Genomic DNA, 21894 nt, shown 5'->3' with positions numbered 1-21894 from the left:
TCAGCGGAGACCTCCGTACGTTCGAGGCATGACTCCCGCCAGTACCGGGGCGTCCACCCGCGTGGACGCCGTCGCATCCGTTCCCTCCGCCCCGCCGCCCGCCGTCGAGACCCGGATGTCCCCGGGCGGTCCCGGTTACCGCCGGATGAGTCTCGCCCTGTTCCTCGCGGGTGTCGCGACCTTCGCGCTCCTCTACTCCACGCAGGCCCTTCTGCCGCTGGTCTCCTCCGACCTCGCGGTCAGCGCGAGCGACGCGAGCTGGACCGTGTCGGCGGCGACCGGCGGTCTGGCGCTGTTCGTGCTGCCGATGAGCGCCCTGTCCGAGCGGTTCGGGCGGCGTACGGTCATGACCGCGTCGCTGGCCGTCGCGGTGACCCTCGGGCTGCTGGTGCCGTTCGCCCCGTCGCTCGGGGCGCTGGTGGCGCTGCGGGCGCTGCAGGGCGCGGCGCTGGCCGGGCTGCCCGCCTCGGCGACGGCGTACCTCGCGGAGGAGGTCACGCCGAGGGCGCTGGTGACGGCGATCGGGCTGTTCGTGGCCGGCAACAGCGTCGGCGGGATGAGCGGCCGGGTGATCACCGGCTGGGTGGCGCAGGAGTGGGGCTGGCGGGCAGCCGTCGGTGTGATCGGGCTGGTCGCGGTGGCGTGCGCGGTGGCGTTCCGGCTGCTGCTGCCCGCGCCGCGGCACTTCAAGGCGGGGTCGCTCGCACCCCGCGTGCTGGCCGGCGCCGTCCGCCGGCACGTCGGGAACCCGCTGCTGCGGCGGCTGTTCGCGATCGGCGCGCTGTTCATGACGGTGTTCGGGGGCGTGTACACGGTCATCGGGTACCGGCTGACCGAGGAGCCGTTCTCGCTGCCGCAGGGCGTCGCCGGGTCGGTGTTCCTGGTGTACCTGGTGGGCACGGTGTCGGCGTCCGCGGCCGGACGGCTGGTGGGCCGGCTGGGCCGCCGGGGAGCCCTGTACGCGGGAGGCGCCACCACCGCGGCCGGGCTGCTGCTGTCGCTGGCGGACACGCTGCCGCTGGTGCTGCTGGGTCTGGTGCTGATCACGGCCGGGTTCTTCGCGGGGCACGCGGTGGCCTCGTCGGCGGTGGGCAGGACCGCGACGGAGGGCCGGGCGCAGGCAGCCGCGCTGTACCAGTCCGCGTACTACATCGGGTCGAGCGCGGGCAGCGCGGCGGGCGCGCTGGCCTTCCACGCGGGCGGCTGGTCCGGGACGGTGGCGGTCGGTCTGGTGGCCGTGACGGGCGTCGCGGCGATCACCCTGGCCGGGACCCGGGCGGCGGCCCGGGCCGGGGAGGGCGCCCCCGCCTGACGGCCGGGGCGGGGCGCGCGCCCGACCGGTCCGCACCACCCTTCACCTGCGGATTCGTCCACTCGGGGGGCCGTTGTCAGTGGGCTGCGGTAGCTTCCGAGGTGGTGGGCGCGACGGCGCGCCGCCATGAGGCCGCTTGGGGTGGGTGGACGATGACGAACGGCACGGCGACGACGGACCTGGACGCCACGCTGGAGCGGTACCGGGTGGAGCTCACCGGGTACTGCTACCGGATGCTCGGTTCGTCCTTCGAGGCCGAGGACGCGGTGCAGGACACGATGATCCGTGCCTGGCGCAGCCTCGACAAGTTCGAGGGGCGCTCCAGCCTCCGCTCCTGGCTCTACCGCATCGCGACGAACGTCTGCCTGGACATGCTGTCCGCGGGCAACAAGCGCGCGCGTCCGATGGACCTCACGGAATCCACGCCGCTCGCGCAGGCCGCCCTGTCCCCCCGCCCGGACCACACCTGGCTGGAGCCGATGCCCGACGACCGGGTGCTGCCCACCCCCGCCGACCCGGCGGAGGCCGCGGTCGCCAAGGAGTCCGTACGGCTGGCGTTCATGGCGGCGCTGCAGCGGCTGCCCGCGAAGCAGCGCGCGGTGCTGATCCTGCGCGAGGTGCTGGCGTGGAAGGCGAGCGAGGTCGCCGAGCTGCTGGACACGTCCGTCGCGTCGGTCAACAGCGCGCTGCAGCGGGCCCGGGCGACGCTCGCCGAGCGGCGGGAGCCGGGCGCCGACGCGTCGGTCTCCGACCCGCTGGACGAGGACCAGAAGAAGCTCCTCGACCGGTACGTGGCCGCCTTCGAGGGGTACGACATGTCGGCGCTGACCGCCCTGCTGCACGAGGACGCCGTCATGACGATGCCGCCGTTCGACCTGTGGCTGACCGGCGCCGACGACATCACGGGCTTCATGACGACGCTGGGCGCCGCCTGCGCGCACTCGAAGCTGGTGCCCGTCGAGGTCAACGGCCTGCCCGGGTTCGCGCAGTACAAGCCCGACCCGGACAACGGCGGGTACACGCCGTGGGCGGTCCAGGCGCTGGAGATCTCAGACGGCCGGATCACCGGGTTCCACTGCTTCCTGGACACGCAGCGGTGGTTCCCGCTGTTCGGGCTGCCCCTCCGTCTCGAAGCGGAGACCGACGAGGTCGAGCAGGGCGCACAGCGCGGGTGAGGGGTCGCGCAGCCGTATCCGCCCGCCGGCCCGGCGGGCGGTGAGCTGGAGCCGGGCCAGCAGGTTCACGGCGTCCAGGCCCGGTGGTCCCAGCCCGGCGACGTCGCACACCACGACACGGCCGCGCCCTCCGCCGTCCAGCAGGGCGCGCAGCGCCTCGCACGGCCCGCTCACCTCTCCCGGGGTGAGGGGGCCGCTGATCACGAGTACGGGCGGTGTCGTGGCGTCCACGAGCGGTAGACCGGCCGGGCGCCCGTAACTCATCGGGCGGCGTCCCGTCGCCCGGCGCCGAGGATCACATTGACCCGGGCGCGGCCCTCGCCGGAGGGTTGCCTGTATGCGCCACAGATCACCGTCCCGCCTGGTGTCCCGTGCCCTCGGCCGTCACGGGGAGCCGCCGTGCAGGGGGTGCTGAGCGGCTTCCTGGTGATCGCCGTCGTCATCGGCGTCGGCTACGTCATCGGACGGCGGGGAAATCTCGGGGCACAGGGCAGCGAGGTGCTGACCAAGCTGGCGTTCCATGTGGCGTCCCCGGCGCTGCTGTTCACCACGCTCGCCCGCGCGGATCTCTCGGTGGTCTTCTCCGGCCGGCTGCTGGTCACCGCGTTGAGCACGGCGGCGGTTGCGGGCGTCTTCGTCGCGGTGGGCGTGGCGCGCGGCTGGGGCGTGGGCCGCACCACCATCGGCGCCCTGTGCTCCAGCTACGTCAACTCCGGCAACCTGGGCATCCCGATCGCCGTGTACGTGCTGGGGGGCGCCTCGCTGGTGGCGCCGGTGCTGCTGTTCCAGCTGGTCGGGGTCACGCCGGTCGCGCTGACCATCCTGGACCTGTCGACGGCGGGCGGGACGCAGCCCCTGTGGCGGCGGCTGCTCACCCCCTTGCGCAACCCGGTCGCGCTGGGGTCGCTGGCGGGGGTGGCGGTGTCGGCGGCGGGGGTGCGGATCCCCGGCCCGGTGTGGGACCCGGTGCAGCTCATCGGCAACATGGCGGTCCCGGCGGTGCTGCTCGCCTTCGGCATCTCGCTGCGGGGCAGTACTCTGCCGCTGCGCAGCGGCGACCGGGGCGCGGTGCTGCTGGCCGTGGGCCTGAAGGCGGTGGGCCAGCCGCTGGCCGCCTGGGCGCTGGCGGTGGGCGTGTTCGGCCTGCGCGGGGCGCACCTGCTCGACGTGGTGGTGACCTCGGCCCTCCCGGCCGCCCAGAACCTCTTCACCTACGCGAGCAGCTACGGCGTCGGCGAACGCCTGGCCCGCGAGTCCATCCTGATCTCGACGGCGCTCTCGGTCCCCGTCCTGGTGGCAGTGGCGGCGGTGCTGGGGTGATCAGGCCCCGGGGAACTCGGCCGTGTCGATGACGAGGTCGAAGGGGGCGGGAAGCGCGATCGGCTCGCCGAACTTCGCGGACCTCAGCGGCCGGTAGACGTCGTCCTTCGGTTCCCCGTAGAGCGTCACGGTCGGACCGCCGGGGGCCCAGGCGTCGACCAGCAGGTAGAGAGGGATGCCGGCGGCCGCGTAGGCGGCGGGCTTGCTGACGCGGTCATGGCGGGCATTGGACTTCGAGGTGACCTCGACGACCAGTTCGGCCAGGCCGGCCGGGATGTGGGTCTCGGACTCGGTGTGGTCCCGCCTGGGAGCGGCTACAAGGTCCGGGATGAGCATGCCCAGGCGCGACGGGACTGCGATCGCCAGTGTCTGAAAGATTCCCCAGTCCCGCGGGATCACTGAGTACAGGCGCCGCTGAATACTCTCAGCGATCAGATTGTGGCGATACGCGGGAGCGGGTGACACGGTGACGATCCCCTCGATGATCTCCACCTTGCTGCCCTCGGGCCACTCCATCTCCTCCCAGAACCGGACGAGGTCGTCCCAGCTCTGCTCGGGGTCCTGGCTCACGGTGAGTGCGCTCACGGCGGTCTCCTATCGGTACGTCGCCGAGTACAGCATGACGAACGGGACCGGCGGGGGTCCACCGGTCCCGTTCACCCGAAAGGAGAAAGCGCTGGTCAGGCGATGCGTTCCAGGACCACCGGCGTGGCGGTGAAGTCCGTGCTGGAGCCGATGTCGAAGGCCCCCTCCAGGGACTGCAGCGCGTACTCGAAGCGGTCCGGGGTGTCCGTGTGGAGGGTGAGGAGGGGCTGGCCCTCGGTGACCTCGTCGCCGGGCTTGGCGTGCATCTCGACGCCCGCGCCCGCCTGCACCGGGTCCTCCTTGCGGGCGCGGCCCGCGCCGAGGCGCCAGGCGGCGACGCCGATGTCGTAGGCGTCCAGGCGGGTGAGGACGCCCGAGGACGGGGCCTTCACCACGTGCTGCTCGCGGGCGACCGGGAGCTGCGCGTCCGGGTCGCCACCCTGTGCGGCGACCATGCGGCGCCAGACGTCCATCGCGGAGCCGTCGGCGAGGGCCTTCGCCGGGTCGGCGTCGCGGATGCCGGCCGCGTCCAGCATCTCGCGGGCCAGCGCGATCGTCAGCTCGACGACGTCCGCGGGGCCGCCGCCCGCCAGGACCTCGACCGACTCGCGGACCTCCAGGGCGTTGCCCGCCGTGAGGCCGAGGGGGGTGGACATGTCGGTGAGCAGGGCGACCGTCTTCACGCCGTGGTCCGTGCCGAGCCCCACCATGGTGGAGGCCAGCTCGCGGGCGTCCTCGATCGTCTTCATGAAGGCGCCGGAGCCGACCTTCACGTCCAGGACCAGCGAGCCGGTGCCCTCGGCGATCTTCTTCGACATGATCGAGGACGCGATCAGCGGGATCGCCTCGACCGTGCCGGTGACGTCGCGCAGCGCGTACAGCTTCTTGTCGGCCGGGGCGAGGCCGTCGCCGGCCGCGCAGATCACCGCGCCGGTGGTGTCCAGCACGGACAGCATCTCCTCGTTGGAGAGGAGGGCGCGCCAGCCGGGGACGGACTCCAGCTTGTCGAGGGTGCCGCCGGTGTGGCCGAGGCCGCGGCCGGACAGCTGCGGGACGGCCGCACCGCAGGCGGCGACCAGCGGCGCGAGCGGCAGGGTGATCTTGTCGCCGACGCCGCCGGTGGAGTGCTTGTCGGCGGTGGGGCGGGACAGGGACGAGAAGTCCATGCGCTCGCCGGAGGCGATCATCGCGGCGGTCCAGCGGGCGATCTCCCGGCGGTTCATGCCGTTGAGCAGGATCGCCATGGCGAGGGCCGACATCTGCTCGTCGGCCACCTCCCCGCGGGTGTACGCGTCGATGACCCAGTCGATCTGCTCGTCGGTGAGTTCGCCGCGGTCCCGCTTCGTGCGGATGACGGAGATGACGTCCATGGCCATGGCTGGCGTTCCTTCCGGGGTGCGAAGAGCACGGCCCCTCCGCTCGACGCCGTCCGGGTTGCCGGGCGTCGTCGGGAGGGGCCGCACGGGAGTTACTTGGTGAGGTGCTGGGGGCCGAAGGCCTGGGGCAGCATCTCGGACAGGGGCAGGATGCCCTCGGGCGTCTCCAGCAGCAGTCCGGGCCCGCCGAACTCGTACAGCAGCTGACGGCAGCGGCCGCACGGGACGAGGATCTCGCCGCCGCCGTCCACGCACGTGAAGTGCGTGAGCCGGCCGCCCCCGGTGCGCTGCAGCTCCGAGACCAGTCCGCACTCGGCGCACAGGCCCAGTCCGTACGACGCGTTCTCGACGTTGCAGCCGGTGACCGTGCGTCCGTCGTCGACCCGGGCCGCGACGCCGACCGGGTACCCCGAGTAGGGGGCGTAGGCGTAGGACATGGCGTCCCGCGCCGCCGCGCGCAGCGCCTCCCAGTCGACGTCGGCGGCCGCGGTCACTTGCCCTGTCCCTTCCGGTACGGCATGCCGTTCGCCTTCGGCATGCGCAGCCGCTGGGCGGAGAGGGCGAGGACGACCAGGGTGACGACGTACGGCGTGGCGGCGACGACCTGGCTCGGGACCTCGTTGGTGCCGGCGTACCAGGCGAAGACGAGGGCGCCGACGACCAGGGTGACGGCCGCCTGGACGTACTTCTTGCGGATCGCCAGCCAGACGGCGCCGATGATCAGCAGCAGCGCGCCGAGCAGCAGCAGGGCGTGCACGTTGGTGGAGCCGCCGCGCAGGTTGAGGCTGTCGGTGTAGCCGAAGAGGCCGGCGCCGATGGCGAGACCGCCCGGCATCCAGTTGCCGAAGATCATCGCGGCGAGGCCGATGTAGCCGCGTCCGCTGGTCTGGCCCTCCAGGTAGAAGGGGTTGGCCACGATGGAGAGGAAGACGCCGCCGAGGCCGGCCAGTCCGCCGGAGATGATCACGGCGAGGTACTTGTACTTGTAGACGTTGACGCCGAGGGACTCGGCGGCCACCGGGTTCTCGCCGCAGGAGCGCAGCCGCAGACCGAACGGGGTGCGCCACAGGATCCACCAGGTGGCGGGGATCAGCGCGATGGCGATCAGGGTCAGCCAGGAGACGTCGGTGACCAGGCCGCCGAGCAGGCCGGCGATGTCGGAGACGAAGAACCAGCCCTTGGCGTTGAGGTCGGTCAGCCAGTCGGACAGTCCTGGCACGGTGAAGTGGCCGAGGGACTCGACCGCCGGGGACTGCTTGGCGGAGCCGCCCTGGTGGCCCTCGAAGGCGAGGGGTGCCAGGTAGCGGGTGGCGCCGAGGGCGAGGATGTTGATCGCCACACCGGAGACGATGTGGTTGACGTTGAACGTGATGGTCACGATGGCGTGCAGCAGGCCGCCGAGGCAGCCGCCGATCAGGCCGACGAGGACGCCGGTCCACGGGCCCCACTGGAATCCGGCCCAGGCGCCGAACCAGGTGCCGAGGATCATCATGCCCTCGAGGCCGATGTTCACCACGCCCGCGCGCTCGGCCCACAGGCCGCCGAGGCCGGCGAGGCCGATCGGCACGGCGAGCTGGAGGGCGGTGGACATCTGGCTGACGTTGGTGATGCCGTCGGCGCCGGTGATCAGGCGCACGATCGAGGTCAGCGCCAGGGCTCCGGCGATGACCAGCATCAGGACGGGCAGCGACAGGCGGCGGCCGGTCTGCGGGGCGTGCTCCAGCGACGGCTGGTTGACGTCGGTCGCTGTGGTCGGAGCGGTCATCGGCCGGCCACCTCCTTCGTGGTGTTGTTGGCGCCGAGGACGTGGCCGGCGGCGAGCTCCGCGCCGACCCGGCGCTGCTGGCGGCGCAGGCCCCACTCGCGGACGGCCTCGTAGGAGACGACCACCGAGAGGACGATCAGGCCCTGCATGATGACCGCGATCTCCTTGTCGTAGCCGTGGAAGTCCAGCTCGGGCGACGCCTTGTCGAGCCAGGCCCACAGCAGGGCGGCGAAGACGATCCCGACCGGGCTGTTGCGGCCGAGCAGGGCGATGCCGATGCCGAGGAAGCCGATGCCGGTGGGGAAGTTCAGGTTGTACGTGTGGGAGTCGCCGAGCAGGATCGGCAGGCCCGCGAGGCCGGCGATGGCGCCGGAGAGCAGCATGGCGGTGAGGACCATGCGCTTGGGGTCGACGCCGCTGGCGGCCGCGGCGGAGCTGGACGCGCCGGAGGCGCGCAGGTCGAAGCCGAAGCGGGTGCGGTTGAGGGTGAGCCAGTAGCCGATGCCGAGGAGCACGGCGAGGATGACCAGGCCGTAGATCTCGCCGGCCGCGCCTAGGTCGATGCCCGGGATCCAGCCGGACTCGTACATCTCGCCGGTGGTGCTGTTGTTGCCGATCTTGACGCCGAAGACGTCCGGCTTCCACATGTAGACGATCAGCGAGGTGGCGATCGCGTTGAGCATGATCGTGGCGACGACCTCGCTGACGCCGCGGGTGACCTTGAGGAAGCCGGCGATGCCGGCCCAGAAGGCGCCGGTGAAGACGGCGGTCAGCAGCAGCAGCGGCACCTGGAGGAACGCCGGCAGGTTGGCGTGCGCGCCGACGATGGCGGCCATCATCGCGCCGAGCTGGTACTGGCCGTCGACGCCGATGTTGAACAGGTTCATCCGGAAGCCGATGGCCACCGCCAGGGCCGCGATGTAGTACATCGAGGCCTGGTTGATGATCAGCACCTGGACGTCCGCGTACCCGGCCTGCTCGAACATGAGGGCGAACGGCTCGACGGGGTTCTTGCCGGAGGCGACCAGGACGATCGCGCTCAGCACGAAGGCCACGGCGAGCGCGATGACCGGGCCGGCCACCGCGAGGAGCACGCGCTCCTTGTCGAACTTCTTCATCAGCGGGCCTCGTCTTCCGGAGACTCGGCGGACTTGGACACGTCGGCCTGGGTCTCGGCAGGGGTCTCTTCGTGTTCGAGGTGGCCCTCGGCGGCGCCGGTCATGGCGGTGCCGAGTTCCTCCGGGGTGATGGTGGCCGGGTCGGCGTCGGCGACCAGCTTGCCGTCGTAGATCACGCGGAGGGTGTCGGACAGGCCGATCAGCTCGTCCAGGTCGGCGGAGATCAGCAGCACGGCCAGGCCCTCGCGGCGGGCCTCGCGGATGTGGTCCCAGATCGCGGCCTGCGCGCCGACGTCCACACCGCGGGTGGGGTGGGCGGCGATCAGGAAGCGCGGCTTGTGGCTCATCTCGCGGCCGACGATCAGCTTCTGCTGGTTGCCGCCGGACAGGGAGGCCGCGGTGACGTCGATGCCGGGGGTGCGGACGTCGTAGGTGGTGACGATGCGGCGGGTGTCCTCCTGGGCGGCCTTCGGGTCCAGCCAGATGCCCTTGGCGTTGGGCTTCTCGGTGACGTGGCCGAGGATGCGGTTCTCCCAGAGGGGCGCCTCCAGCAGCAGGCCGTGGCGGTGGCGGTCCTCGGGGATGTAGCCGATGCCCTCCTCGCGGCGCTTGCGGGTGGGCCAGGCGGTGATCTCCTCGTCGGCCAGCCGGATGACGCCGGAGTCGGCGTGGCGCAGGCCGATGAGCGCGTCGACCAGTTCGGTCTGGCCGTTGCCCTCCACGCCGGCGATGCCCAGGATCTCGCCCTCGTGGATGGTGAAGGAGATGTCGTCGAGGAGGGCCTTGCCGCCGGGGGCGGCCAGGCGCAGCTTGTCGACGGTGATGACGGGCCGGTCGGTGACCGTGGACTCGGCCGTCTCCGGGGTGGGCAGCTCGCTGCCGACCATCAGCTCGGCCAGCTGGCGCGGGGTGGTCTCGGAGGGCACGGCGGTGCCGACCGTGGTGCCGCGGCGGATCACGGTGATGTCGTCGGCGACGGACAGCACCTCGCCCAGCTTGTGGGAGATGAAGATGACGGACAGGCCCTCGGCCTTGAGCTCGCGCAGGTTGTCGAAGAGCGCGTCGACCTCCTGCGGGACGAGCACGGCGGTCGGCTCGTCGAGGATCAGGGTGGTGGCGCCGCGGTAGAGGACCTTGAGGATCTCCACGCGCTGGCGGGCGGCGACGCCCAGTTCCTCGACCAGGAGGTCGGGGCGCACGTCCAGGCCGTAGCGCTCGGACAGCTCCTTGATGCGGCGGCGGGCCTTGCCGCCGATGCCGTGGAGCTTCTCGCTGCCGAGGACGACGTTCTCGAGGACGGTGAGGTTGTCGGCCAGCATGAAGTGCTGGTGCACCATGCCGATGCCGCGCGCGATGGCGTCGGCGGGCGAGGAGAAGTTCACCTGCTCACCGTGGACCGTGATGGTGCCCTCGTCCGGCTTCTGCATGCCGTAGAGGATCTTCATCAGGGTCGACTTGCCGGCGCCGTTCTCGCCGACGAGAGCGTGGACGGTGCCCTTGCGGACGGTCAGGTGGATGTCGTGGTTGGCGACGACACCGGGGAAGCGCTTGGTGATCCCGGCGAGCTCCACGGCGGTCACCGTCTTGTGGACCGCCGCTCCGGTCGGAGGGCTGCTGGACGCGTTGATGACGCACTCTCCTGGGGACGGGGGCCGTCTACGCGCGTAGCGCCCCTTCGGCATACAAAGGGGTGGCACACCTGACCGACGGGGTGCGAGGAGCCAGGCTCCTCGCACCCCGTCGAGCGGTCGCGACCCCGCGGTGGTTCAGGGTGTGACTCAGCTCGACTTGACCTCGATCTCGCCGCTGATGATCTTCTCCTTGGCCGTCTCGATGGCTTTCTGGAGCTCGGCGTCGTCCGCGAACTTCGGGTTGGAGTTCGACAGGCTCACCTCACCCGTCTTGAGATCGCCCTTGACGATACCGGTCGCGGGCTTGCCGTCCTCGACCGACTTCGCCAGGTTGTAGACCGCCTTGGCGACGTCCTTCATCGCCGAGGTCAGGATCGAGTCCTTGTACTTGGCGAGGGCTTCCTGCTTGTACTGGTCGGAGTCGACACCGATCGCCCACACCTTGTTGGCGGCGGCGGCCTCGATGACGCCCTGACCGGACAGACCGGCGGCCGCGTAGACCACGTCGGCCTTCTTCTCGATCTGGCCCTCGGCGGCGCTCTTGCCCTTGTCGGGGCTGGAGAAGCCGCCCTCCTCCGCGGTCTGCGTGAGGAACTGGGAGATGACCTTGACCTTGGGGTCGGTGTCCTTGACGCCCTGCTCGAAGCCGGCGCGGAACTTGTGGATCAGCGGGATGTCCACACCGCCCACGAAGCCGACGACGTCGGTCTTGGTGCTCTTGGCGGCGGCGACACCGGCCAGGTAGGAGGCCTGCTCCTCGGAGAACACCAGGTCGGCGACGTTCTTCGCCTCGACGGTGGCGTCGTCGACGATGCCGAAGGTGGTGTCGGGGAACTTCTCCGCGGCGGCCTTCACGGCGGACGCGTAGGCGTAGCCGACGCCGACGACCGGGTTGTAGCCCTGCTTCGCCAGCGAGGCGAGACGCTGCTCCTTGTCGGCGTCGGTCTCACCGTCGGTGGGCTCGACGTCGGCCGTCTCGTAGCCGAACTCCTTCTTGGCCTTCTCCAGACCCGCGTACGCGGCGTCGTTGAAGGACTGGTCGCCCTTGCCGCCGACGTCGTACGCGATGGCGAGGCCCTTGCCCTCCTTCGACTCCGAGGAGCCCGAGGAGGTCGAGGTGCCGCCGCAGGCGGAGAGGGCGAGGGCCAGGGAGGCGGTCGCTGCGCCTGCGACCGTGATCCGGGAAATCCGGCGCATGTGTGGTGCTCCTAGTCTTACAAGCGCCGGGAACGGTACGGAGTACGGCGCTGGCTTCGCCGCAGATTAACGCGCGTAGACCTGCCTGAAAACCCCTTCTGTCCACCTTGTTATGCGCCCGTGTTCAAGCCGGTTCCGCCTGCCGGGACGAGGCGTTGCTGTTCGCGAACGGAAGGTGGCGGTGGGTGAACGCCGGAGCCCTCCCGGGCCGCGTGCGGACGGCCTGTCCGGGGGACGACGAAGCGGGCGGGCGCGAGTGCGCCCGCCCGCTTCGTACGGGAGGCCGGCGCCGGACCGGGTCCGGCGGCGGGGTCACTCCGTGTTGACCTTGATGGTGCCGTCGATGATGCCCTTCTTGGCCTCGTCCACGGCCTCCTTCAGGCCCGGGATCTCGGCCATCTTGGGGTTGCTGTCGGACAGGCCGACGCCGTTGACCTTGAGGTCGAAGACCTGGGTGCCGGTGAGCGGCTTGCCGTCCTGGACCGACTTGGTCAGCGTGTAGACGGCGCCGCCGACGTCCTTCAGGGCGGAGGTGAGGATGTAGTCCTTGTAGCCGGCGAGGGCTTCCTGGTTGTACTGGTCGGAGTCCACGCCGATCGCCCAGACCTTGGCCTTGGCCGCGGCCTCGATGACGCCCTGGCCGGAGAGGCCGGCGGCCTGGTAGATGACGTCCGCGCCCTTCTCGATCTGACCCTCGGCGGCGGCCTTGCCCTTGTCGGGGCTGGAGAAGCCGCCCTCCTCCGCGGTCTGCGTCAGGTACTGCGAGACGACCTTGACCTTGGCGTCGGTGTCCTTGACGCCCTGCTCGTAGCCTGCCTGGAACTTGTGGATGAGCGGGATGTCCACGCCCCCGACGAAGCCGACGGTGTTGCTCTTGGTGGCCTTGGCGGCGGCGACACCGGCGAGGTAGGAGGCCTGCTCCTCGGCGAAGACCAGGGAGGCGACGTTCTCGCCCTCGACGACGGAGTCGACGATGCCGAAGGTGGTGTCGGGGTACTTGGCGGCGACGGCCTCCATCGCGGGGCCGTAGGCGAAGCCCACGCCGATGACCGGGTTGTAGCCCTGGCGGGCCAGCGAGGCCAGGCGCTGCTCCTTGTCCGCGTCGGTCTCGCCCTCGGTGGGCTCGACGTCGGCGGTCTTGAAGCCGAATTCGTCCTTGGCCTTGGTGAGGCCGGCGAATGCGGCGTCGTTGAAGGACTGGTCGCCCTTGCCGCCGATGTCGTAGGCGATGGCGACGCCGAGGTCGTCCTTGGAACCGCCGCTGTCACCGTTGTCACTGCTGGTTCCGCCGCAGGCGGTGGCGGCGAGCGCGAGCGAAGCGACCCCCACCGCTACGCGGGTCAGTTTGGATATCCGACGCATCTGAAGTTCCCCATTCTCCAAAGCCCCGCAGCGGGTGCTCGGTTCGGCGCACATTAACGCGCGTAGACACTCCTGGGAACGGGGTCGAGCGGGGCCGTTATCCATTCGTGCCGATGGCCGGTTACGCCCTTGTGAACCAGGGGGTCGCAGGGGAGCGAAACGGGCACACGCGTCTGCACGGCCCCCACGCTGCACCCCCGGGGGCAGCCTCGCAAGCGGAGGGGGCCGGGTGGAGGCGGCACGCGAAAGGGCGGCCGTGTCCACCGGGGACACGGCCGCCCTCGTGAGCGGGGGTGCGCCTGGTCGCGAGGCACCCGCGCCGTCTACCGCAGCGCGTCCAGCAGGGCCGCCGCGGTGAACAGCTCCACGCCGACGGTGATGGCGTGCTCGTCCACGTCGAAGTCGCCCTGGTGCAGGTCGCGCACGATGCGCTCGCCGGGGGTGCGGACGCCGAGGCGGGCCATGGCGCCCGGGACGCGCTCCAGGTACCAGGAGAAGTCCTCCCCGCCCAGGCTCTGTTCGGTGCCCTCCACGGCCTCCGTGCCGCGGCGCGCGATCATCGCGTCGCGCAGCAGCTCGGTGGCCCCGGCCTCGTTGACGACCGGCGGGACGCCCCGCACGTAGTTGATCTCCGACTTGGCGCGGTGCAGATTGGCCACCTCGTCGATGGCGGCGACCACGAGGTCCGGCGCCTGCCGCCAGGTCTCCAGGTCCAGGCAGCGGACGGTGCCGGAGAGTTCGGCGTGCTGCGGGATGACGTTGGGCGCGTGGCCGGACTCGATCCGGCCCCAGGTGACGGCGAGCCCGCTGCGGGTGTCGACCCGGCGGCCGACCAGCGCGGGCACGTCGGTGACGACCCGGGCGGCGGCGGTGACCAGGTCGGTGGTCAGGTGCGGGCGGGCGGTGTGGCCGCCGGGGCCCTCCAGGGCGATCTCCAGCCGGTCGCACGCGGAGGTGATGGCGCCCTGGCGCAGTCCGATCTTCCCGGCGTCGACGCGCGGGTCGCAGTGCACGGCGAGGATCCGGCCGACGCCCTCGAGCGCGCCGTCGGCGATGACGTCGGCGGCACCGCCGGGCAGCACTTCCTCGGCGGGCTGGAAGATCAGCCGGACCGGGCGGGGCAGCAGGCCTTGACGGTGCAGCTCGGCCAGCACGAGGCCGGCGCCGAGCACCACGGTGGTGTGCACGTCGTGACCGCAGGCGTGGGCGCGGTCGGGCACGGTGGACTGGTAGGCGCAGCCGGCCTTCATGTCGGGGATGGGCAGGGCGTCGATGTCCGCGCGCAGGGCGAGCATGGCGGCGTCGGTGCCGGCCTCCTCGTCCGTCCCGATGTCACAGATCACCCCGGTCCCGCTGGACAGTACGCGGGGGCGCAGGCCCACGCGCTGCAGGCGCTCCTTGATCGCGGCGGTCGTACGGAACTCCAGGTTGCCCAGCTCCGGGTGCATGTGGAGGTCTCGCCGGAACGCCACGAGTTCCGCGCGCAGTGCCTCGGGCAGCGCGCCGGGGAGCACCGCTCCCCCGGGGAGATCGATCTCGGACTCCAGTGACATCAGTGGCTTCACCCTTTGAAGAGTAGGGCTCCGAAGCGCTCCACCGACCCCTGATCAAGAAAAATCAGCCCGTTGGAGGGAGAAAATCCGGCTGCCCTACGCATAGCCGTTCAGCGAGATGGGTACACTCAGCGCCCTTTCGGGAGGGTAGGGGCGCTCGGCCTGCGGGGCCATGAGGCCGGTCACAGCCCCCGCGCGGGCGTCGGCACCTTCCGTACCTCCACGGTTACCACGTCCGGCCCAACCCACGCCGGGCGGTTCATCTGGCGGACAGCGGGCCGGTGTCCGGGGGCGCGGCGGGGCGCAGGGGGTGGGCGCCGCGCGCGGTGCCGACGACGTCGGCGAGGAAGCCCCGGGCGCGCGGGGAGGCGTGGGCGGTGAGCCACGCGGGGTCGATGTCGCACACCGCGACCCGCACACCTGTTCCGGCCAGGGCGAGCGGCAGGGTGTGGACGACGGTGGAGGGGAAGCTGACGACCGTGCGGCCCACGGGACCGCGGCGGGCGACGAGTTCCAGGGGCAGTTCGGGGCGGACGATCTCCAGGCCGGTCTCGACGGCCAGCCGGTGGAGTTTCTCGGTGGTCTCGCGGCGGTGCGCGAAGTACCGCCGGGCGCCGTGGGTCCGGGCAAGGGCGCCGACCGCCGCCACGTAGGCGTCGGCGTCGACCACGCCCGTCTCGACCAGGGAGGTGCCCACCAGGTCGGCCCCGCGGGTGACGCGCGGCGGTCCGAAGCGGTCGCGGGTCCAGGCGAAGGTGTGGGCGCGGACGGTGACGCCGGGTGGGACGTCCTCCATCGGCATCGAGGTGAACACCTCCACGGTGCGGCCGTCGCCGGGGCTGAGCCGGCGCCGGGCGGCGGCGGACACCGGGGCGAGAGCCAGGTCGCGGGGTCCGGGGCGGCCGCCCTTGCGGTGCCAGCGCACCAGGCGTTCGCCGCGGGCGAGCTGGCCGGCGAACTCCATGGTCGCCGTGCCGTCGTCGACGACCACCACCTCGGGCGCCCGGGTGATGGTCAGCAGCAGCTGCACGTACCGGGAGAACGGGTCGCCGAGGACGACCCGCCGGGCCCGGCGCAGCGGCACGGCGAGGCCGCCTATGGTGCGCAGCGGGGCGGACGCTCCCCCGCGCGCCTCCTCCCAGCGGACGTCGTGCCCCTCCTCACGGGCCAGTTCGGCCATGCGGCGGAGCTGACCGCGGGTCATCGGATCGACCGGGGACAGCACCACGAGGGCGAGTCCCGCGCCGGGCGCGTGGGCGTGCGCCCACTCCAGCACGTTGAGCAGCTGGACCGGGCTCTCCACGAAGGCGAGCGTGCGGGGGCCGGTGCGGCCGGCGCGGGGGCTCATCGACGTACGACCGTTCCCGTCGTAGGGGTGGGGGTGAGGGCGGGTCAGACCGACACGGGCTCGCCGGCGGCCGTGGCGATCTCCGCCTCGGCGACGACACCGGCCACCCGGCGCAGCTTCTTCATCGGGCCGAGCTCGGACTCGTAGACCTTCTTCACGCCGTCGCCGAGGGAGTCCTCGATGGTGCGGATGTCGCGGACGAGGCGCTGGAGGCCCTGGGGTTCGACGGAGGCGGCCTGGTCGGAGCCCCACATGGCGCGGTCGAGGGTGATGTGACGCTCGACGAAGACCGCGCCGAGGGCGACGGCGGCCAGCGTGGTCTGCAGGCCGGTCTCGTGGCCGGAGTAGCCGATCGGGACGTTCGGGTACTCCTGCTGGAGGGTGTTGATGACGCGCAGGTTCAGCTCCTCCGCCTTGGCCGGGTAGGTGGAGGTGGCGTGGCAGAGCAGGATGTTGTCGCTGCCGAGCACCTCGACCGCGTGCCGGATCTGCTTCGGGGTGGACATCCCCGTCGAGAGGATGATCGTGCGGCCGGTGGCGCGCAGTTCGCGCAGCAGCTCGTCGTCGGTGAGGGAGGCGGACGCCACCTTGTGGGCGGGCACGTCGAACTTCTCCAGGAAGGCGACGGCCTCGGTGTCCCACGGGGAGGCGAACCAGGCGATGCCCTTCTCCTTGCAGTGGGCGTCGATCTGCCGGTACTCGTCCTCGCCGAACTCCACGCGGTGCCGGTAGTCGATGTACGTCATCCGGCCCCAGGGGGTGTCGCGTTCGATGTCCCACTGGTCGCGGGGGGTGCAGATCTCCGGGGTGCGCTTCTGGAACTTGACGGCGTCGCAGCCGGCGTCGGCGGCGGCGTCGATCAGCCGGAAGGCGTTGTCGAGGTCGCCGTTGTGGTTGATGCCGATCTCGCCCGTGACGTAGACGGGGCGGCCGGGTCCGGCCTCGCGGTTGCCGAGGGTGCGGATGCGGGAGTCGCTCATGACCAGGGGTTTCCTTACTGGGGGAGGGAATCGAGAGAGGGACCGAGGATCCAGCCGGCGATCTCTCGGACGGCGCCGTCACCGCCGGGGAGGGTGGTGACCGCGCGGGCGGCGCCGCGTACGGCGTCGTGGGCGCTCGCGACCGCCACGGGCCAGCCGACGAGGGCGAAGCACGGGAGGTCGTTGACGTCGTTGCCGACGTAGAGCACGCGTTCGGGCGCGATGCCCTGTTCCTCGCACCACTGCTTGAGGGCGAGGTCCTTGCGGTCGACGCCGTGCAGCACGGGGATCTTGAGCTTGCGTGCGCGGGCGGCGACGACCGGGTTCTGTTCGGTGGACAGGATCAGCAGCTTCAGGCCGCCGCGGCGCAGGGCGGCGACGCCGAGGCCGTCTCCGCGGTGCACGGAGACGAACTCCCGTCCGTCCGCGTCGATCAGCACCCGGTCGTCGGTCTGGGTGCCGTCGAAGTCGAGGACCACCGCGTCGATGTCGTCGGCGGTGGGCAGGCCGGTGCGGCCGGCGTCGAGGAGCGGCGCGAGGGCGCGGGCCCGGGCGAGGTCGTGCGGGTCGTCGACCTCCAGGACGCGCGCGGGGTCGGTGCGCACGAGGTCGGTGCGGCCGAAGAAGCGGTGGCCGTGCTCGCGCAGCCCCGCGGCGTCCATGGCGTAGGCGGCCCCGGTCTCCAGGAAGTCCTGCGGGCGGTCCTGACGGCGGGGGCGGAAGGACTTGTCGTGGTTGACACCATGGCCTCCGGCGGCAGGCTCCGCGCGGGCGGCGGCCGGGTCGTCACCGGGGCCGGAGGGCACGCCGGCGCCCGGCACCGGACCGTGACCGGCGGGGACGTCGGCGCCCGGCGCACCGGCGCCCGCCTCGCGCCACAGGAAGCCGTGGAACGGGGCCACGGTCACCGCCGTGTCGGCGCCGCCGTCGGCGACCGCGGCGGCCACCCCGTCGACGTCCTCCCGGGTGAGGAAGGGGCTGGTGCACTGCACGAGCAGGACGACGTCCACGCGGGCGCCGTGCAGCGCCTCGTGGGCGTCCAGGGCGTGCAGCACGGCCGCCTCGGAGGTGGCGGTGTCCCCGGCGAGGTCCGCGGGCCGCAGCACGACCTCGGCGCCCGCCTGCCGCGCGGTCTCGGCGATGGCCGCGTCGTCGGTGGAGACGACCACGTCCGTGACGTGCCGGGCGGCGCGGCACTCCCGTACGGCGCGGGCCACGAGGGGCACGCCGCCGACGGGGGCGAGGTTCTTGGCGGGGACGCCCTTGGAGCCGCCGCGTGCGGGGATCACGGCTAGCACCCGGCGGACGGCGGCCGTTGACTCGGGCATGGGGTCAGCTCCTCGATGGGGGGCTCGGTGGAGGGGTCGGGCGGTCACAGCTCGCCCATGCGGCGGATCACGGGGGCCACGCGCTGCACGCCGTGGCGGTAGACGCCGCGTGCGGTGCGGCGCACGATCCGCCGGACCGGGCCGGGGTCCCGGTCCGCGGCGGGCGCGCCGGGCAGCGGCGTCCCGTCGGGGCCGAGGTGGTGGCGGGCGAGGACGCCGGGCAGGTAGCCGGGCGCGGTGACGGGTGTGTAGTACGGGGCGAGCGGCGGCAGTCCGCCGGTCCTGCCGAGCAGTTCGGCGATGCGGGCGCGGGCCGTGTCGAAGGCCGTCGCGTACGTGCCGTCCGCGGCGACGCCCTGCCGGGCCAGCCACTTCTCGTCGGGCGCTGGGCGGTGTCCGGCGTCGAGCTGGTCCCAGGAGGCGAGGCAGCCGGAGCCGACGAAGTGGTGGTTGCCGAGCGCCTCGCGGATGCCGAGGTCGGTGAGGACGGCGGTGGGGATGCGCCGGTGCAGGGCCTCCAGAGCGGCCGTCGAGCTGACGGTGACGAGCAGGTCGGTGCGGTCCAGGACCTCGCCCATGTGCCCGTAGACGAGGCGCAGGTTGGCGGGCAGGTCGAGGCCGCGGGCCAGCTTCTGGTAGGGCAGTTCCTCGATGTGCGTGGTGTGTTCGCCGGGCCGGGAGCGCAGCTTCAGCAGCACCTCGCGCTCGGGGTGACGGCGGGCGTGCTCCACCAGCCTGTTCAGCAGGTACGTGCGGTCCGTGCGGGTGTCCGGCACGGACGGCTGGGCGGCGAACACCACCGTGTACGGCGTGTGGCCGCCGGTGTGGGGATCGCCCCCGAGGAACGGCAGCGCGACCTCGGTGACCGCGTCCGCGTCGGCGCCGACGCCCTCGTACACGGCGCGGAAACGCTCCGCGTCCTGGCGGGAGTTGGCCAGCACCAGGTCGGCGCCGTGGCGCAGCAGCAGGCCGTCGGTGAGCTTCTCGTAGACGACGCCGACGTAGCCGGTGACGACGACGGGCCGGCGGGGCCGGTCCCGCCAGACGCCGCGCAGCCCGTGCAGCATCGCCTGCACCCCGCCGCCGACCAGCGCGAGCACGAGGACGTCGCAGGGCTCCTCGTCCATGGCGCGCAGGAACTCGGCCGCGGTGACCTCCCGCAGGGAGTCCGCGCGGACCCCGACCTCGCCGAGCTGGCGGGCGGTGGGCGTGGCGCGGCCCCGCAGCAGGAATCCGTCCAGGCGGATGTCACGCGGCGCGATGCGTTTCGCGGTGAGAGTGCCCCATTTCCAGCGGGTGTCGGAATCCGCGAGGACCGCCACCCTGAGGGGCTTGTTTGCACTTGCTGGCACGTCCAGGACGCTAGGAATCGAATTCCGCGAACTGCCCAACCGCGCCTCAACGAAAAGTTAACAACACCCCACCGAGAACCGAACCGGCCCGGGAAATGACCCGAGGTAGAAGCGGTCCACCGGACCGACACATCGAGTTCACCGTCCGTACGGCCGGTGGAAATAAAGCGCGCCGGGCGGCCTTCTAATGTTCTGCGGGTGCCGAAGCTTTCCGTGATCGTCCCTTTCCGTGATGTCCGGCCGTACGCGCCGGACGCGCTGAGAAGTCTGCGCGCGAATGCCCGCCCGGATTTCGAGTTCGTTCTGGTCGACGACGGTTCGGAGGACGACACCCCGGACCTCGTGGAGCGGGCCGCCGAGGAGCTGTCCCGGCTCGCGCGGGTGCGCGTCCTCCGCCGGGAGCGGCCCGGCGGGATCGCCACCGCGCGCAACGCCGGCCTGGACGCGGCGGAGGGCGAGTACCTGACCTTCCTGGACGGCGACGACTGGTACGCCCCCGGGTATCTGCCCCGACTGGTGGCGGCGGCTGAGGGGCTGGGCTGCGACTTCCTGCGCACGGACCACGTCCGGGTCACCGGGCGCGTCCGGACCGTGCGCCGGGTGCCGGTGGGGCTGCGGGACGAGGTGCTGGACCCGCGGGAGGCGATCCTGCCCGCCGACCGGACGACCGCGGTGGACTACCCGCAGGCGTGGGCCGGTGTCTATCACCGGCGGCTGCTGGAGCGGGGGTTGCTGCACTTCCCGGACGGGCTGCGCACGGCGGAGGACCGGCCGTGGATCTGGCGGCTGCACCGGGAGGCCGAGTCGTTCGCCGTGGTGGGTCTGCTGGGCGTGTTCTACCGGAAGGGCGTCGCCTCCTCCCTCACCCGCGTCGGGGACGAGCGGCAGCTGGACTTCGTGCCCGCCTTCGACCGGGTGGTGGCTCAGACGGCGGAGGACCGGGACGCGGACCGGCTGCTGCCGAAGGCGGTGCGGACGTACTGCGCGGTGATCGACCGTCACCTGGCCGAGCGGGACAAGTTCGAGCCGGCGGTGGCCGCGCGGCTGCGGGCGCTGTGCGCGGACGCGCTGCGGCGGCTGCCGCGGGACGTGCTGGACGAGGTGCTGGACTCGATGGACGCGGGACGGGCGGGGCGGCTGCGACGGCTGCGAAGGGCGCCCCTGCGCGCGGGGAGGGGGGTCGCGTGAGGGCGGCCGGTACGCAGGTGTTCTGCGCGAGCAGTCCGTCGGCGGTGGTGCTGATGGCCGCGGCGGTCGAGGCGGGGCTGCTGCCGGAGGCGGGGCGGCGGGTGCTGCTGGTGTGCGACGACGCGCCGGTCCCGGAGGCGGCCCCGCCCTGGGACGAGGTGCCGGGCTTCGCGCGGCTGCGGGCCCGCTTCGACGCGGTGCTGTCCTGGAACGAGGCGATACGGCCCTTCCACCCGGCGGCCTGGACGCCCCGCACGGAGGACGTGCCGCTCCTCGAACGGCACCTGCGGCGGTCGTGGGGGCTCGGGGAGGACCGGGTGGAGCTGGTCCTCGGCGCCCCTGACACCCCTCCGGCGCAGGCGGTGGCCCGCGTGTTCACGGGCGCGCCCCTGCACGTGTGCGCGGGCGGACCGGCGGACTACGGGCCCACGCGCGGCAAGCTGGACCCGCTGATCGGCACGCGGGTACGGCAGGTGCTGCACCCGGACCTGATACCGGGCCTGACGCCCCTGCTGCTGGGCGAGTTCGGGGCGCCGACGCGGGTGATCCCGGCGGACGCCTTCCGCGCGGTGACGGGCGAGGCCGCCTCGGCGGTGACGGGGGTGCCGGAGGGGGCGGCACTGGTCGTCGGGGAGCGACCGTCGGGCACGGCGGGCGAGGAGGACGCGCTGCACGCGGAAATGGTGCGGACGGCCGTCGGACGCGGCCACCACCATGTGGTGTTCGCGCCCCACCCCGCCTCCCCGTCCCGGCACGCCGGCGCGGTGCGGGCGGAGGCGGCCCGCCTGGGCGTGGACCTGACGGTCCTGGACACGCCCGTCCCCGTGGAGGCGCTGTACGAGGCTTCCCGCCCGGCGCTGGTCGTCGGCTGCGCGTCGGCCGCCGTGTTCACGGCGTCCGCGCTGTACGGCCTGCCGGTCGCACGCGTCGGCACCCGGCGGCTGCTGGACGGGCTGACGCCGTATCACCACCCGCGGCGGGCCGCCCTGGTGCTGGCGGAGGCGGTGCTGCCGGGAGAGGCGCCCGTCGACGGCGACCCGCGTGGTCTGCTGGCCGCCCTCGCGTTCACCATGCGGCCGCAGGTGCGCCCCTCGCTGCGGGCCGACGCCGAGCGGTATCTCGCGGCGGGGTCGTGGGACCGGCGGTGGTTCCCGCGCAGGCGGCTCACCGCGCTGGGGCTGCCCGGGGGCGTGCCGAGGCGGCTGGCGTTCCTGCCGCGGAGCCGGGTCGCCCGGCGGGTGGTGCGGCGGGCGCGGGCGGTACGCAAGGCCGTGGGGCGGTGAGCGCGCCCGCCGTCGCGGCCG

18 protein-coding genes and 1 pseudogene are annotated in these 21894 nt (G+C 72.6%); 5 read left to right on the top strand and 14 right to left on the bottom strand.

Annotation, left to right across the window (positions count from 1 at the left end; translation table 11 throughout):
- The first annotated feature begins 28 nt into the window (after positions 1–28).
- Both MTR79_RS04245 and MTR79_RS04240 read left to right on the top strand, forming a co-directional pair.
- Positions 29–1312: an MFS transporter gene (locus MTR79_RS04245; protein ID WP_244789213.1), complete on the top strand. Its 1284-nt coding sequence runs from the start codon at positions 29–31 to the stop codon at positions 1310–1312.
- Positions 1313–1464: 152 nt separating this feature from the next.
- The gene (locus tag MTR79_RS04240) at positions 1465–2487 is read left to right on the top strand and encodes a sigma-70 family RNA polymerase sigma factor (RefSeq protein ID WP_048455958.1); all 1023 of its coding nucleotides are present in this window, start codon (positions 1465–1467) and stop codon (positions 2485–2487) included.
- 21 nt (positions 2488–2508) lie between these two features.
- On the opposite strand, the pseudogene MTR79_RS04235 reads toward MTR79_RS04240, so the two are convergent.
- Positions 2509–2751 (bottom strand): annotated as a pseudogene (locus MTR79_RS04235) (hypothetical protein); the annotation flags it as partial.
- Between the two features lie 135 nt (positions 2752–2886).
- Between MTR79_RS04235 and MTR79_RS04230 the strand changes: the two are divergent.
- Positions 2887–3807 (top strand): AEC family transporter, encoded by a 921-nt coding sequence (locus tag MTR79_RS04230; RefSeq protein ID WP_244789212.1) that lies wholly within the window; start codon positions 2887–2889, stop codon positions 3805–3807.
- On the opposite strand, the gene MTR79_RS04225 is transcribed toward MTR79_RS04230, so the two are convergent.
- The 13 genes from MTR79_RS04225 to MTR79_RS04165 form a co-directional block, all read right to left on the bottom strand.
- Complete coding sequence (locus tag MTR79_RS04225; protein WP_244789211.1) at positions 3808–4392, bottom strand: Uma2 family endonuclease; 585 nt, start codon at positions 4390–4392, stop codon at positions 3808–3810.
- A 95-nt stretch (positions 4393–4487) separates the two neighbouring features.
- Positions 4488–5768, bottom strand: a complete 1281-nt coding sequence (locus tag MTR79_RS04220) for a thymidine phosphorylase (protein ID WP_086701520.1) — start codon at positions 5766–5768, stop codon at positions 4488–4490.
- 92 nt (positions 5769–5860) lie between these two features.
- Entirely contained in the window at positions 5861–6262 is a 402-nt protein-coding gene (locus MTR79_RS04215; RefSeq protein WP_078894992.1) for a cytidine deaminase, read from the bottom strand.
- Positions 6259–7533 (bottom strand): ABC transporter permease, encoded by a 1275-nt coding sequence (locus MTR79_RS04210; RefSeq protein WP_244789210.1) that lies wholly within the window; start codon positions 7531–7533, stop codon positions 6259–6261. The genes MTR79_RS04215 and MTR79_RS04210 overlap by 4 nt, the downstream gene beginning before the upstream one ends.
- Positions 7530–8651, bottom strand: a complete 1122-nt coding sequence (locus MTR79_RS04205; RefSeq protein WP_048455962.1) for an ABC transporter permease — start codon at positions 8649–8651, stop codon at positions 7530–7532. The genes MTR79_RS04210 and MTR79_RS04205 overlap by 4 nt, the downstream gene beginning before the upstream one ends.
- Positions 8651–10231: an ABC transporter ATP-binding protein gene (locus MTR79_RS04200; protein ID WP_086701516.1), complete on the bottom strand. Its 1581-nt coding sequence runs from the start codon at positions 10229–10231 to the stop codon at positions 8651–8653. The genes MTR79_RS04205 and MTR79_RS04200 overlap by 1 nt, the downstream gene beginning before the upstream one ends.
- A 198-nt stretch (positions 10232–10429) precedes the next feature.
- Positions 10430–11479: a BMP family ABC transporter substrate-binding protein gene (locus MTR79_RS04195; RefSeq protein ID WP_048455964.1), complete on the bottom strand. Its 1050-nt coding sequence runs from the start codon at positions 11477–11479 to the stop codon at positions 10430–10432.
- A 312-nt stretch (positions 11480–11791) separates the two neighbouring features.
- On the bottom strand, positions 11792–12841 hold the full coding sequence (locus MTR79_RS04190; RefSeq protein WP_086701514.1) for a BMP family ABC transporter substrate-binding protein: 1050 nt from the start codon (positions 12839–12841) through the stop codon (positions 11792–11794).
- A 323-nt stretch (positions 12842–13164) separates the two neighbouring features.
- Positions 13165–14394 carry a M20 family metallopeptidase gene (locus tag MTR79_RS04185; RefSeq protein ID WP_244793057.1) on the bottom strand — a complete coding sequence of 410 codons (1230 nt, stop codon included), beginning with the start codon at positions 14392–14394 and terminating at the stop codon, positions 13165–13167.
- Positions 14395–14653: 259 nt separating this feature from the next.
- Entirely contained in the window at positions 14654–15742 is a 1089-nt protein-coding gene (locus MTR79_RS04180) for a hypothetical protein (RefSeq protein ID WP_086701511.1), read from the bottom strand.
- A 44-nt stretch (positions 15743–15786) separates the two neighbouring features.
- Positions 15787–16722, bottom strand: coding sequence for an N-acetylneuraminate synthase family protein (locus MTR79_RS04175; RefSeq protein ID WP_048455968.1), 936 nt, complete (start codon positions 16720–16722; stop codon positions 15787–15789).
- A gap of 14 nt (positions 16723–16736) precedes the next feature.
- On the bottom strand, positions 16737–18050 hold the full coding sequence (locus MTR79_RS04170) for an N-acylneuraminate cytidylyltransferase (protein WP_244789209.1): 1314 nt from the start codon (positions 18048–18050) through the stop codon (positions 16737–16739).
- Positions 18051–18094: 44 nt separating this feature from the next.
- Entirely contained in the window at positions 18095–19402 is a 1308-nt protein-coding gene (locus MTR79_RS04165; RefSeq protein ID WP_244789208.1) for a DUF6716 putative glycosyltransferase, read from the bottom strand.
- A 198-nt stretch (positions 19403–19600) separates the two neighbouring features.
- On the opposite strand from MTR79_RS04165, the gene MTR79_RS04160 reads away from it, so the two are divergent.
- Together MTR79_RS04160 and MTR79_RS04155 are read left to right on the top strand one after the other, a co-directional pair.
- Positions 19601–20590, top strand: coding sequence for a glycosyltransferase family A protein (locus MTR79_RS04160; protein ID WP_244789207.1), 990 nt, complete (start codon positions 19601–19603; stop codon positions 20588–20590).
- Positions 20587–21873 carry an alpha-2,8-polysialyltransferase family protein gene (locus MTR79_RS04155; protein WP_244789206.1) on the top strand — a complete coding sequence of 429 codons (1287 nt, stop codon included), beginning with the start codon at positions 20587–20589 and terminating at the stop codon, positions 21871–21873. The genes MTR79_RS04160 and MTR79_RS04155 overlap by 4 nt, the downstream gene beginning before the upstream one ends.
- Positions 21874–21894: the final 21 nt, after the last annotated feature.

It is taken from the genome of Streptomyces sp. BJ20 (assembly GCF_022869105.1).
GTDB classification, from domain to species: Bacteria; Actinomycetota; Actinomycetes; order Streptomycetales; family Streptomycetaceae; genus Streptomyces; species Streptomyces griseoincarnatus.
Note: the sequence above shows the minus strand (reverse complement) of the source record. Positions and strands in the feature narration are given on the sequence as shown.